Genomic DNA, 13648 nt, shown 5'->3' with positions numbered 1-13648 from the left:
GCACTGGTGACGGCCGGTTCGATGCAGAGCGAAGCGATGAGGAGGAGCGGCGCTCGTGACTGACGTGGTCGGCAACTTGGCGGGTAAGGACCTCGGTCTGACCGCGAAGTTGACCAAGAACGACGGGGTTCCCACAACGGACCAGCCGCAGAAGGCCAAGGACTTCACCAGTGACCAGGAGGTCCGCTGGTGCCCGGGCTGCGGGGACTACGTCATCCTCAACACCATCCGCAACTTCCTGCCGGACCTGGGGCTGCGCCGCGAGAACATCGTGTTCATCAGCGGCATCGGCTGCTCGAGCCGCTTCCCGTACTACCTGGAAACCTACGGCTTCCACTCGATCCACGGCCGCGCGCCGGCCATCGCCACCGGGTTGGCATTGGCCCGCGAGGACCTGTCGGTGTGGGTGGTCACCGGTGACGGCGACGCATTGTCGATCGGCGGCAACCACCTGATCCACGCGCTGCGCCGCAACGTCAACATCACGATCCTGTTGTTCAACAACCGGATCTACGGGCTGACCAAGGGGCAGTACTCGCCCACGTCGGAGGTCGGCAAGATCACCAAGTCGACCCCGATGGGATCGCTGGACCACCCGTTCAATCCGGTGTCGTTGGCCCTGGGCGCCGAGGCGACCTTCGTCGGCCGCGCACTGGACTCCGACCGGGCCGGTCTGACCGAGGTGCTGCAGGCGGCGGCCGGGCACCGGGGCGCCGCCGTCGTCGAGATCCTGCAGGACTGCCCGATCTTCAACGACGGCTCGTTCGACGTGCTGCGCAAGGAGGGCGCCGAGGAGCGGGTCATCAGCGTCCGGCACGGCGAACCAATTGTGTTCGGCGCCAACGGCGAATACTGCGTGGTGCAGTCCGGCTTCGGCCTGGAGGTCGCCAAGACCGCCGACGTGTCGGTCGACGAGATCGTGGTGCACGACGCGCACACCGACAACTCGGCGTACGCCTTCGCGTTGTCGCGGCTGTCGGACCAGAACCTCGAGCACACCGTGCTGGGCATCTTCCGCGACATCAGCCGGCCCACCTACGACGACGCCGCGCGCGCCCAGGTCCAGGCCGCCCAGTCGGCCAAGGCGTTCGACTCCGCGGCGCTGCAGTCGCTGCTGCGTGGCCGCGACACCTGGACCGTCGACTGACGTGGCCGACTCGATGCAACTGGCAGGGATCGTGCTTGCCGGCGGTGAATCGCGGCGGATGGGCCGCGACAAGGCCACCCTGCCGGGGCCCCGCGGGGCCGCGACGCTCCTCGAGTACGTCGTCGGGGTGCTCACCCAGCGCTGCGACCCGATCTTCGTGATGGCTGCCCCGGGGCAACCGTTGCCCGAGGTGTCGGCGCGCATCATTCGCGACGAGATACGCGGCCAGGGGCCGCTCCCGGCGACCGGCCGGGGCCTGCGCGCCGCCGCCGAGGCGGGCGCCCGGTACGCGTTCGTCTGCGCCGTCGACATGCCGCTGCTGTCCCCCGAATTGATCGACGACCTGGTGCATTTGGCCACCGAAACCAATGCCGAGGTGGTGCTGCCGTGGGATGGCCGCAGTCACTACCTTGCCTCGCTGTACCGCACCGATCTGGCCGAGCGGATCGACCGGCTGGTCGCCGGCGGCGCCCGATCGATGCGAGCCCTGATCGACGCCTCCGACGCCCAGCAGATCGTGCTGCCGGAATCGCGGTTCCTGGCCAACGTCAACACCGAGGCCGACCTGCGCGCCCTGGCGCAGGCGCGGGCCTGACAATCGGCCGGCGAATTCAGCGAATTCCCCTCTGCCTCCGAATTCGCGGCCGCCATCAATGCGGTAGCGCAAGCGAATGCGGCGTTATTGTTCCCTTTCGAATCGGTCTGGCCCGTCCATACCGGCTTTCCATCGTGATCTGTTGGGGCAGCGGCGATTTGAATGCACGTGTCGGAATCGGGTGCCGGCGTCCCACGGTTTTGCAAGTGGCCCGCCCACCCATGACGCTGTCGGGGCGTGGCAAATTCGAATCGGTGAATCCCGCGACCCGGTGTGCACGGTGGGCATCGCTTGGTGCCTATGAAAGCTGCTGCAGCACTGCCTGTTTGGTGAAATCTATTGCGGGCATTGGTAATACGATGACGACGGACCGCGGCATCGGTGTACCCGGTGGACAATTTATTTTCCGAAAAACCATGCAGCACAGCGCTACTCGACGTACGGGCGCACGATGTGCTGCTACTCGGCGTGGCGCGCGCTGTTGCGGCGCCCGCTGCGTTATCCTCCCGAACCCCCATCGGTGGGGGTCGAATGCGTTGAAGCACCACCGGATCGGGCTACCCACCCGGCAAACGATGGTGCGCCAGCTCACAAAATACGCGTGATTCGGCTCACCATTTGTTTGCCCGGGCAATCCGCGAGCTCCCGCCGAAAATGCCCGCACGACCTGCGAAAATGCCCGCGCTATCGCGGCGTGATCGGCTCGTTACCGAAACGAGATATCCAGTTTCCGAAGATGACGAATGCAGCGGCGTCTTCTACGGTCCGTGTTAGCCCACAACGGGTTACGGAAGAGTAATCGAAAATTGAATCCACGGACCCGCGTGTGAGCGGCGGCACGGACGGCGACAGCCCGCCCGTGACCGGTGGGTGAAGCCCGCCGGCAGACCTGGCCCGCCGCTGTCGTGCCCGACCCAGACGGCACGTCCCGAAGCAGGCATTCAACCAACAGCCTCAGCCCACCTTCGTGGGCTTGCTTTGGCGCGCGCGCACCGCGAAAGGAAGGATATTGAGGAACGTCCGCAAGACGCTCATTCTCGCCGCGGTCACGGGCACGCTCGTGACCATCCCGTCCGCTACTGCTCACGCAGACGCGGAGCAGGTGGGCTTCGACCCGAACGTGCCGGCCGCCGGCCCCGCCCCGGACGCGCCACCGCCCCCGGCCCCGGATGCTCCGCCGGCCCCGGCTCCGGACGCCCCGCCGGCCCCGGACGCTCCGCCGCCCCCGGCTCCGGACGCCCCGCCGCCGCCGGCCCCGGATGCGCCGCCGGCCCCGGGCCCGGACGTCCCGCCGCCTCCCGCTCCCAAGGCGTACAGCGTGAACTGGGACGCCATCGCGCAGTGCGAGTCGGGCGGCAACTGGGGGATCAACACCGGTAACGGCTACGCCGGTGGCCTGCAGTTCACCTCGAGCACCTGGCACGCCAACGGCGGCAGTGGCTCCCCGGCCGGCGCCAGCCGCGAGGAGCAGATCCGGGTCGCCGAGAACGTGCTGCACTCGCAGGGCATCGGCGCGTGGCCGGTGTGCGGCCGCCGCGGCTGATCCCAGCCATCCAAGAAGTGCCGGGCCTAGTGCCCGGCACTTCTTGGCTCCAGGGGTAGCGTCGGGCCGGTGACCGCAACACCGCGCGAATTCGACATTGTGTTGTATGGGGCTACCGGCTTCGTCGGCAAGCTCACCGCCGAGTACCTGGCCGGGGCGGCACCGGACAAGCGGATTGCGCTGGCCGGCAGGTCCACCGAGAAGCTGCATGCCGTCCGCGACTCGCTCGGCGACGCCGCGCAGTCCTGGCCGGTCCTGCAGGCCGACGCCAGCTCGCCCGCCACCCTCAACGAGATGGCGGCCCGCACCCAGGTCGTCATCACCACGGTCGGCCCGTACACCCGCTACGGGCTGCCGCTGGTGGCCGCGTGCGCGGCCGCCGGCACCGACTACGCCGACCTGACCGGAGAGGCGATGTTCGTCCGGGACAGCATCGACTCCTATCACAAGCAGGCCGCGGATACCGGCGCCCGCATCGTGCACGCCTGCGGATTCGATTCGGTGCCGTCGGACCTCAGCGTGTACGCGCTGTACCGGGCGGCGCGCGATGACGGCGCCGGCGAGCTCGTCGACACCGACCTGGTGGTGCGTTCCTTCTCCGGCGGGGTGTCCGGCGGCACCGTCGCCTCGATGCTCGAAGTGCTCGACACCGCATCCCGCGATCCCGAGGCCCGGCGCCAGCTCGCCGACCCCTACACGTTGAGCAGCGACCGCGGCGCCGAACCCGACGTCGGGCCGCAGCCCGATCTGCCGTGCCGACGGGGTCGCCAGATCGCGCCGGAACTGGCCGGGGTGTGGACCGCGGGCTTCGTCATGGCGCCCTACAACACCCGGATCGTGCGGCGCAGCAACGCATTGCTCGACTGGGCCTACGGTCGGTCGTTGCGTTACAGCGAAAGCATGAGCCTGGGCTCGTCGCCGCTGGCGCCGGTGGCCTCCGCGGTGGTGGGCGGAACGGCCGCCGCGACGTTCGGGTTGGGCAGCCGCTATTTCCGCTTCCTGCCGCGCCGGCTGGTGGAGCGCATCGTGCCCAAGCCGGGAACCGGCCCCAGCCCGTCGGCCCGCGAGCGCGGCTACTACCGGATCGAGACCTACACCACGACCACCAGCGGCGCCCGCTACGTGGCCCGGATGGAACAGCGCGGGGACCCCGGCTACAAGGCGACCTCGGTGCTGTTGGGGGAGAGCGGGCTGGCGCTGGCCTTCGACCGCGACAAGCTCCCGCAGCTGTACGGGGTTCTCACCCCCGCGGCCGCAATGGGCGACGCGCTGCTGGACCGATTCCCCGGCGCGGGCGTGTCCTTGCAGGTCGACCGGCTCGCCGGGTGACCCGGCGCACGGTTCGGGCACTTACATGAAGGTAAACGTCGCTCCCTAGAATTGACGGGTGACCGCCAGCCGCAGCCCCGCCACCGACCTGCCCAAGTCGTGGGACCCGGCCGCGGCCGAATACGCGATCTACCGCCAGTGGGTGGACGCCGGGTACTTCACCGCGAACCCGGCCAGCGACAAACCCGGCTACTCGATCGTGTTGCCGCCGCCCAACGTCACTGGCAGCCTGCACATGGGCCACGCGCTGGAGCACACCATGATGGACGCCCTGACCCGGCGCAAGCGGATGCAGGGCTACGAGGTGCTCTGGCAGCCCGGCATGGATCACGCCGGCATCGCGACCCAGAGCGTGGTGGAAAAGCAGCTCGCCGTCGACGGCAAGACCAAAGAGGACTTCGGTCGCGAGCTGTTCATCGAGAAGGTGTGGGACTGGAAGCGCGAGTCCGGCGGCGCCATCGGCGGCCAGATGCGCCGGCTGGGCGACGGGGTGGACTGGAGCCGCGACCGGTTCACCATGGACGAGGGCCTGTCCCGGGCCGTGCGCACCATCTTCAAAAGGCTCTACGACGCCGGGCTGATCTACCGCGCCGAGCGGCTGGTCAACTGGTCGCCGGTGCTGCAGACGGCCCTCTCCGACATCGAGGTCAACTACGAGGAGGTCGAGGGCGAGCTGGTGTCGTTCCGCTACGGCTCGCTCGACGACTCGGGCCCTCACATCGTGGTGGCCACCACCCGGGTTGAGACGATGCTGGGCGACACCGCCATCGCGGTGCATCCCGACGACGAGCGCTACCGGCACCTGGTCGGCAGCAGCCTGCCGCACCCGTTCGTGGACCGGCAGCTGCTGATCGTCGCCGACGAGCACGTCGACCCCGAATTCGGCACCGGCGCAGTCAAAGTCACGCCCGCGCACGACCCCAACGACTTCGAGATCGGGCTGCGCCACCAGTTGCCGATGATCTCGATCATGGACACAAAGGGTCGAATCGCCGACACCGGAACACAATTCGACGGCATGGACCGGTTCGCGGCCCGGGTCGCGGTGCGCGAGGCGCTGGCCGCGCAGGGCCGCATCGTCGAGGAGAAGCGACCCTACCTGCACAGCGTCGGGCATTCCGAGCGCAGCGGCGAGCCGATCGAGCCGCGGCTGTCGCTGCAATGGTGGGTCCGAGTGGAATCGCTGGCCAAGGCCGCCGGTGACGCGGTTCGCAACGGCGACACGGTGATTCACCCGACCAGCATGGAACCGCGCTGGTTCGCCTGGGTGGACGACATGCACGACTGGTGCATCTCGCGGCAGCTGTGGTGGGGCCACCGCATCCCGATCTGGTACGGGCCCAACGGCGAACAACGCTGCGTCGGCCCGGACGAAACACCGCCCGAGGGCTGGGAGCAGGACCCCGACGTGCTGGACACCTGGTTCTCCTCGGCGCTGTGGCCGTTCTCCACCCTGGGCTGGCCGGAGAAGACGCCGGAGCTGGAAAAGTTCTATCCCACAAGCGTTCTGGTCACCGGCTACGACATCCTCTTCTTCTGGGTGGCCAGAATGATGATGTTCGGCACCTTCGTCGGCGACGACGACGCCATCACCCTGGACGGCCGGCGCGGCCCGCAGGTGCCGTTCACCGACGTCTTCCTGCACGGGCTGATCCGCGACGAGTCCGGTCGCAAGATGAGCAAGTCCAAGGGCAACGTCATCGACCCGCTGGACTGGGTGGACATGTTCGGCGCCGACGCCCTGCGGTTCACCCTGGCCCGCGGCGCCAGCCCCGGCGGCGATCTGGCGATCGGGGAGGATCACGTCCGGGCGTCGCGCAACTTCTGCACCAAGCTGTTCAACGCCACCCGCTATGCGCTGCTCAACGGCGCGCAGCTGGCGCAGCTGCCGCCACTCGACGAGCTGACCGACGCCGACCGATGGATCCTGGGGCGGCTGGAAGAGGTTCGCGCGGAAGTCGATTCGGCGTTCGACAACTACGAGTTCAGCCGGGCCTGTGAATCGCTCTACCACTTCGCCTGGGACGAATTCTGCGACTGGTACGTCGAATTGGCCAAAACACAACTGGCCGAAGGAATTACACACACCACGGCGGTGCTGGCAACAACGTTGGACACGCTGCTGCGGCTGCTGCACCCGGTGATCCCGTTCATCACCGAGGCGCTGTGGCAGGCCCTGACCGGCAACGAGTCCCTGGTGATCGCCGACTGGCCGCGGTCGTCCGGCGTCGGCCTGGATCAGGTTGCCGCGCAACGGATCACCGACATGCAGAAGCTGGTGACCGAGGTCCGCCGGTTCCGCAGCGACCAGGGGCTGGCGGACCGGCAGAAGGTGCCGGCCCGACTGGCCGGTGTCACGGAATCCGATCTGGACACCCAGGTGAGCGCGGTGACCTCGCTGGCCTGGCTCACCGACGCGGGGCCCGACTTCCGCCCGTCGGCGTCGGTGGAGGTGCGGCTGCGCGGCGGCACCGTGGTCGTCGAGCTCGACACCTCGGGCAGCATCGACGTCGCCGCCGAGCGGCGCCGGCTGGAAAAGGATCTGGCCGCCGCCCACAAGGAGCTGGCGTCGACCACCGCCAAACTGGCCAACGAGGACTTCCTGGCCAAGGCGCCCCCGCACGTCGTCGACAAGATCCGGGACCGACAGCGGCTGGCGCAGGAGGAAAGCGAGCGGATCAACGCGCGGCTGGCCGTGCTGCAATGACCGAGCCGCCCGACTGGGCGCCGGAGCACGACGTTCCCGACCCGGTCCCCACCCCGGACGAGATCGCCGCGCTGCTGCAGGTCGAACACCTGCTGGACCAGCGCTGGCCGGAGACCAAGATCGAGCCCAGCCTGACCCGGATCAGCGCACTGCTGGACCTGTTGGGCTCGCCGCAGCGCGCCTACCCGTCCATCCACGTCGCGGGCACCAACGGCAAGACCTCGGTGGCCCGGATGATCGACGCGCTGGTCACCGCGCTGCACCGGCGCACCGGGCGCACCACCAGCCCGCACCTGCAATCCGCGGTGGAGCGCATCTCGATCGACGCCAAGCCGATCAGCCCGGCCCGGTATGTCGACACCTACCGCGAAATCGAGCCGTTCGTGCAGATGGTCGATCAGCAATCGCAAGCCGCCGGGGGACCGGCGATGAGTAAGTTCGAGGTGCTCACCGCGATGGCGTTCGCCGCGTTCGCCGACGCCCCGGTCGACGTCGCCGTGGTCGAGGTGGGCATGGGGGGACGCTGGGACGCCACCAACGTGGTCAACGCCCCGGTCGCGGTCATCACCCCGATCTCCATCGACCACGTCGACTACCTGGGCCACGATCTCGCCGGGATTGCCGGGGAGAAGGCCGGCATCATCACCCGGGCGCCCGCGGGGGCACCCGACACCGTCGCGGTCATCGCCCAGCAGCCGCCGGAGGTGATGGAGGTGCTGTTGGCGCAGTGCGTGCAGGCCGACGCCGCGGTGGCCCGCGCGGGCTCGGAGTTCGCGGTGCTGGGCCGGCAGGTCGCGATCGGCGGGCAGCTGCTGCAGCTGCAGGGGCTGGGCGGGGTGTATTCCGACGTCTACCTGCCGCTGCACGGCGAGCACCAGGTGCACAACGCCGCGCTGGCCCTGGCGGCGGTCGAGGCGTTCTTCGGCGCCGGCGCCCAGCGCCAGCTCGACGTCGACGCCGTTCGTGCCGGTTTCGCCGCCGTCACAAGCCCCGGCCGGCTTGAGCGAATGCGCCGCGCCCCAACGGTTTTCATCGACGCCGCGCACAATCCCGCCGGCGCGGCGGCCCTGGCGCGCACGCTGGCCGACGAATTCGACTTCCGCTTCCTGGTCGGCGTGCTCAGCGTCCTCGCCGACAAGGACGTCGACGGCATCCTGGCCGCGCTGCAGCCGGTGTTCCACTCCGTGGTGGTCACCCACAACGGGTCCCCGCGGGCGCTCGACGTCGAGTCGCTGGCCCTGGCGGCGCGCGAGCAGTTCGGCCCCGATCGGGTGAGCACCGCCGAGAACCTCAGCGACGCCATCGACGTCGCGACCGCGCTGGTCGACGACGCCGTCCGGGACGGGTTGGTGGACGGGCAGGCCGAGGACTTCGCCGGGACCGGGATCGTCATCACCGGCTCGGTGGTCACCGCCGGCGCGGCGCGAACCCTGTTCGGTCGTGATCCGCAATGACCCGGCCCGACCCACCCGAAGGCCCGCAGCAGCGCGGCGCGGCCGACCCGTGGCGCAGCTTCGGCGCGGTGATGGCCGCCACCCTGATCCTGGAGGCCATCGTCGTGCTGCTGGCGATCCCGGTGGTGGGCGCGGTCGGCGGCGGGCTGACGCGGGTGTCGCTGGGCTATCTGATCGGGCTGGCCGTTCTGCTGGTGCTGCTGGCCGGGGTGCAGCGCAGACCGTGGGCGATCTGGGTCAACCTGGGTGCGCAGGCGATCCTGCTGGCCGGCTTCGCCGTGTACCCGGGGGTGGGGTTCATCGGTGTGCTGTTCACCGGGCTGTGGGCGCTGATCGCCTACTTCCGCGCCGAGGTCCGCCGCCGGCAGGGATGACGCCCGGCGTCTGGCCAGCTGGTTATGTACGCTGTCCGCCGTGACCGAACGGACATTGGTACTGATCAAGCCGGACGGCGTCCAGCGGCAGCTGGTGGGGGAGATCATCGGCCGGATCGAGCGGAAGGGCCTCACCCTCGTCGCGCTGGAGCTGCGGCACGTCAGCCAAGATCTGGCCGCCCAGCATTACGCGGAGCACGAGGGCAAGCCGTTCTTCGCGTCGTTGCTGGAGTTCATCACCTCCGGTCCGGTGGTCGCGGCCATCGTCGAGGGGCCGCGGGCGATCGCGGCGTTCCGGCAGCTCGCCGGGGGAACCGACCCGGTGGAGAAGGCGATTCCCGGCACCATCCGGGGCGATTTCGGGTTGGAGACGCAGTTCAACCTGGTGCACGGGTCCGATTCGGTCGAGTCGGCGAAACGGGAAATCGGGCTCTGGTTTCCCGACGCCTAGAGCTGCGGCGATGCCGCCGCCTGCCGGGGGCGGGCGGTTCCGCCCGAGCCGGCGGCCTCAGGTGCGGGTGGGCCGGTGCCGTGATGTGGGATACTGATCTCGGGTGAACGTCGCCGGACCGGCGTCAGACACCCGAATGAAGACTTGGACAAGCGCGACCATAGCCCCGTCGCCTTGGTTCGCTGCGTGTCAGGCCGTCATTCAGCACGGCGCCGAGTGGGTTCTACCGAGCCGCTCGGGGCGAGACCATCACAAGCCCGGGAGAAGTGACCCGGGCCCATAGCGAAGCCCTCGCGTGGCCGCGTCGCAACGACGCGCCCGGGGGCTTGAGGAGAATACGTGGTAGACGGTGCACCGACTGCAGACCCATCAGAAGAATCGACCCGGTCCGGGGACCTGCCCGACCGTTTGAGAGTTCATTCGCTGGCCCGAACGCTGGGAACCACCAGCAAGCGGGTGCTGGACGCGCTCAGCGAGCTGGACGGCCGCGTGCGCAGCGCGCACTCCACGGTGGACCGCGAGGACGCGGTCCGGGTGCGTGACCTGCTCGCCGCCCAGCCGTCGGCAGAACCGGAGCCGGCTGCCGAGGACGCGGCGAGCGGCGGACCGGACGCCGGGATCACCGGCGAACCCGAATCCCGGCTGCTGCTGGAAACCCCCGACGCTACCGAGCGGCCGCATTACATGCCGCTGTTCGTCGCGCCGCAGCCGCTGGAAAGCAGCGACGACGACGGCGATGCCGACGAGACCGCCGACTCCGACGACTCCGACGGCGACGACGACGAGCAGGCCGACCGGCCGTCCAGCCGGCGGCGCCGCCGCGGCCGTCGCGGCCGCGGGCGGGGCCGCGGCGAGCAGGGCGGATCCGACGGGCCGGGCGACGGCGACGACGACGAGCCGCAAAACCGGGGCAAGAAGGGCGGCCAGTCGGACGGCGACGACGACTCCGACAGCCAGGACGCCGAGGACGCCGACGACTCCGACACCGGTGACGACGGCTCGGCCGACGGCGGTAATCGCCGCCGCCGCCGGCGCCGGCGCCGCAAATCCGGGTCCGGCGACGACAACGAGGACGGGCCCTCGCCCGACGATCCGCCCAACACCGTCGTGCACGAGCGGCCTCCCCGCAACGGCAAAAACGGCGGGGACGACGGCAACGGCAGCTCGAGCAGCGAGATCAAGGGCATCGACGGCTCGACCCGGTTGGAGGCCAAGCGGCAACGACGCCGGGACGGCCGCGACGCCGGCCGGCGCCGCCCCCCGGTGCTGACCGAGGCCGAATTCCTGGCGCGTCGCGAGGCCGTCGAACGGGTCATGGTGGTGCGCGACCGGATCCGCACCGAGCCGCCGCATCAGGGCTCGCGGTACACCCAGATCGCGGTGCTCGAGGACGGCATCGTGGTCGAGCACTTCGTCACCTCGGCCGCTTCGGCGTCCCTGGTGGGCAATATCTACCTGGGCATCGTGCAGAACGTGCTGCCCTCGATGGAGGCGGCCTTCGTCGACATCGGCCGCGGCCGCAACGGGGTGCTCTACGCCGGCGAGGTCAACTGGGAGGCCGCAGGGTTGGGCGGATCCGACCGCAAGATCGAGCAGGCGCTCAAACCCGGCGACTACGTCGTCGTCCAGGTCAGCAAGGATCCGGTCGGGCACAAGGGCGCCCGGCTCACCACGCAGGTGTCGTTGGCGGGCCGCTACCTGGTTTACGTGCCGGGGGCGTCCTCGACGGGCATCAGCCGCAAGCTGCCCGACACCGAACGCCAGCGGCTCAAGGAGATCCTGCGCGAGGTGGTGCCGTCGGACGCCGGGGTGATCATCCGGACCGCGTCCGAGGGTGTCAAAGAGGACGACATCCGCGGCGACGTCACCCGGCTGCAGGAGCGCTGGAAGCAGATCGAGGCCAAGGCGATCGAGATCAAGGAGAAGGCGGCCGGCGCGGCGGTGGCGCTCTACGAAGAGCCCGATGTGTTGGTCAAGGTCATCCGCGACCTGTTCAACGAGGACTTCGCCGGCCTGATCGTCTCCGGCGACGACGCCTGGAACACCATCAACGAATACGTGAATTCCGTTGCGCCGGACCTGGTTTCGAAGGTCACCAAGTACGAGCCGGCCACCGGCCCGGACGGCACGCCGGGGCCGGACGTGTTCGCGGTGCACCGCATCGACGAACAACTCGCCAAGGCGATGGACCGCAAGGTGTGGCTGCCGTCGGGCGGCACGCTGGTGATCGACCGGACCGAGGCCATGACGGTGATCGACGTCAACACCGGCAAGTTCACCGGCTCGGGGGGCAACCTGGAGCAGACGGTGACCAAGAACAACCTCGAGGCGGTCGAGGAGATCGTGCGCCAGCTGCGGCTGCGCGACATCGGCGGCATCGTGGTCATCGACTTCATCGACATGGTGCTGGAGTCCAACCGCGACCTGGTGCTGCGCCGGCTGACCGAGGCGCTGGCCCGCGACCGCACCCGTCATCAGGTGTCGGAGGTGACGTCGCTCGGGTTGGTGCAGCTGACCCGCAAGCGGTTGGGCACCGGGCTGGTGGAGGCCTTCTCGACGTCCTGCCCCAACTGCGGCGGCCGTGGCATCCTGCTGCACGCCGACCCGGTGGACTCGGCCCCGTCGAACGGGCGGAAGTCCGAGTCCGGGGGGCGCCGCGGCCGGCGCAAGAAGAGCAAGGCCGAGGAGCCGGTGGTGGCCAAGGTGCCGGTCCACTCGCCCGGCGAGCATCCGATGTTCAAGGCGATGGCCGCCGGCTCGTCCACGCAGGCGGCTTCCGACGAGGACGAATCCGCCGCCGAGGAGGCCGGTGACGAGCTCGAGCGGAAGAAGGCGGCGCGCGCCGAGGAGCTCGAAGCGGCCGAGGACACCGAGGACCTCGAGGACACCGAGGACGACGACGAGGACTCCGACGACTCCGACGACTCCGATGATGAGGACCTCGATGACGAGGACATCGACGACGAGGAAGATCTGGGCGACGACGACGAGGACCTCGAGCTGGACGACGACGACCTGGACACCGAGGACTCCGACGATTCCGACGACTCGGAGGATTCCGACGATTCCGAAGACCAGCGGGACCCGGCGGCCGAGCGCCCGGGCGTTTCGGCCCTCGGCCGGCCACGGCGTCGGCGCGCGGCCGGCCGGCCGGCCGGACCGCCGATCCACGCGGACTGAGCGCCGCGCCGGGGTGCCCGGTTTGACCCTGTAGCCGCTGGTCACGTACCCTTGGACAGTTGTCGTCGGGCCGGGTGGCTACTTTGGCCGGCGGCAGCGGGACTTCCCCGGGAATCGGCGCAGGCCCGCAACCCAGACCCACCACGTGCACCGCGGCTGGTTCGCGCGCGACGCGCCGAGCGGCGGCTACAAGAAGGAGCAGGAGCAACGATGGCGACCTACGCAATCGTCAAGACGGGCGGCAAGCAGTACAAGGTCGCCGTCGGGGACGTGGTCAAAGTCGAGAAGCTCGACTCCGAGCCGGGTTCGAACGTGTCGCTGCCGGTCGCCCTGGTGGTCGACGGCGCCAAGGTGACCAGCGACGCCGCCGCGCTGGCCAAGGTCGCGGTCACCGGCGAGGTGCTCGAGCACACCAAGGGCCCCAAGATCCGCATTCACAAGTTCAGGAACAAGACCGGCTACCACAAGCGTCAGGGACACCGTCAGCAGCTGACGGTCCTCAAGGTCACCGGTATCAAGTAGCTCGGGAGGCGACAGACATGGCACACAAGAAGGGCGCTTCCAGCTCGCGCAACGGCCGGGATTCCGCCGCGCAGCGGCTCGGGGTGAAGCGGTTCGGCGGCCAGATCGTCAAGGCCGGCGAGATCATCGTCCGCCAGCGCGGCACCAAGTTCCACCCGGGCACCGGCGTCGGCCGCGGCGGCGACGACACGTTGTTCGCCAAGCAGGCCGGCGCCGTCGAATTCGGCATCAAGCGCGGCCGCAAGACCGTCAACATCGTGGCGGCCGGGCAAGCCGCCGACTGAGCGCCGCGAGCGTGCACTCACCGCGATAATTCGAGGCAATTCTCGCGGTAGCTGCACGCTCG

At 69.5% G+C, this 13648-nt stretch carries 11 protein-coding genes; all 11 read left to right on the top strand.

The features are described from left to right. The first annotated feature begins 55 nt into the window (after positions 1-55). The 11 genes from MAA44156_RS12920 (at position 56) to rpmA (ending at position 13586) form a co-directional block, all read left to right on the top strand. A complete protein-coding gene (locus MAA44156_RS12920; RefSeq protein ID WP_009975946.1) occupies positions 56-1147 on the top strand; it encodes a 2-oxoacid:ferredoxin oxidoreductase subunit beta in 1092 nt (363 codons plus the stop codon). Positions 1148-1160: 13 nt separating this feature from the next. After that, positions 1161-1742 (top strand): molybdenum cofactor guanylyltransferase, encoded by a 582-nt coding sequence (mobA, locus tag MAA44156_RS12915; protein ID WP_049770286.1) that lies wholly within the window; start codon positions 1161-1163, stop codon positions 1740-1742. 1009 nt (positions 1743-2751) lie between these two features. Beyond that, positions 2752-3285: a transglycosylase family protein gene (locus MAA44156_RS12910; RefSeq protein ID WP_033724854.1), complete on the top strand. Its 534-nt coding sequence runs from the start codon at positions 2752-2754 to the stop codon at positions 3283-3285. A 69-nt stretch (positions 3286-3354) separates the two neighbouring features. Beyond that, positions 3355-4614: a saccharopine dehydrogenase family protein gene (locus tag MAA44156_RS12905; RefSeq protein WP_009975963.1), complete on the top strand. Its 1260-nt coding sequence runs from the start codon at positions 3355-3357 to the stop codon at positions 4612-4614. 58 nt (positions 4615-4672) lie between these two features. Continuing rightward, a complete protein-coding gene (locus MAA44156_RS12900; protein WP_009975964.1) occupies positions 4673-7321 on the top strand; it encodes a valine--tRNA ligase in 2649 nt (882 codons plus the stop codon). After that, entirely contained in the window at positions 7318-8775 is a 1458-nt protein-coding gene (folC, locus tag MAA44156_RS12895; RefSeq protein WP_009975966.1) for a bifunctional tetrahydrofolate synthase/dihydrofolate synthase, read from the top strand. Before MAA44156_RS12900 ends, folC begins: the two co-directional genes overlap by 4 nt. Beyond that, positions 8772-9149: a DUF4233 domain-containing protein gene (locus MAA44156_RS12890; RefSeq protein WP_003875859.1), complete on the top strand. Its 378-nt coding sequence runs from the start codon at positions 8772-8774 to the stop codon at positions 9147-9149. The genes folC and MAA44156_RS12890 overlap by 4 nt, the downstream gene beginning before the upstream one ends. A 40-nt stretch (positions 9150-9189) precedes the next feature. Continuing rightward, on the top strand, positions 9190-9600 hold the full coding sequence (gene ndk, locus MAA44156_RS12885; protein ID WP_003875860.1) for a nucleoside-diphosphate kinase: 411 nt from the start codon (positions 9190-9192) through the stop codon (positions 9598-9600). A 339-nt stretch (positions 9601-9939) separates the two neighbouring features. Beyond that, positions 9940-12780, top strand: a complete 2841-nt coding sequence (rne, locus tag MAA44156_RS12880; RefSeq protein WP_156649248.1) for a ribonuclease E — start codon at positions 9940-9942, stop codon at positions 12778-12780. A gap of 210 nt (positions 12781-12990) precedes the next feature. Next, positions 12991-13302 (top strand): 50S ribosomal protein L21, encoded by a 312-nt coding sequence (rplU, locus tag MAA44156_RS12875; protein WP_003875862.1) that lies wholly within the window; start codon positions 12991-12993, stop codon positions 13300-13302. Between the two features lie 17 nt (positions 13303-13319). Then, positions 13320-13586 (top strand): 50S ribosomal protein L27, encoded by a 267-nt coding sequence (gene rpmA / locus MAA44156_RS12870; RefSeq protein ID WP_003875863.1) that lies wholly within the window; start codon positions 13320-13322, stop codon positions 13584-13586. Positions 13587-13648 lie beyond the last annotated feature (62 nt).

It is taken from the genome of Mycobacterium avium subsp. avium, from assembly GCF_009741445.1.
GTDB classification, from domain to species: Bacteria; Actinomycetota; Actinomycetes; order Mycobacteriales; family Mycobacteriaceae; genus Mycobacterium; species Mycobacterium avium.
Note: the sequence above shows the minus strand (reverse complement) of the source record. Positions and strands in the feature narration are given on the sequence as shown.

Excerpts from the sequence above, each read along its gene's own strand:
- folC (WP_009975966.1), top strand. The coding sequence starts at position 7,318 with ATGACCGAGCCGCCCGACTGGGCGCCGGAGCACGACGTTCCCGACCCG.
- rplU (WP_003875862.1), top strand. The coding sequence starts at position 12,991 with ATGGCGACCTACGCAATCGTCAAGACGGGCGGCAAGCAGTACAAGGTC.
- MAA44156_RS12890 (WP_003875859.1), top strand. The coding sequence starts at position 8,772 with ATGACCCGGCCCGACCCACCCGAAGGCCCGCAGCAGCGCGGCGCGGCC.
- rpmA (WP_003875863.1), top strand. The coding sequence starts at position 13,320 with ATGGCACACAAGAAGGGCGCTTCCAGCTCGCGCAACGGCCGGGATTCC.
- mobA (WP_049770286.1), top strand. The coding sequence starts at position 1,161 with ATGCAACTGGCAGGGATCGTGCTTGCCGGCGGTGAATCGCGGCGGATG.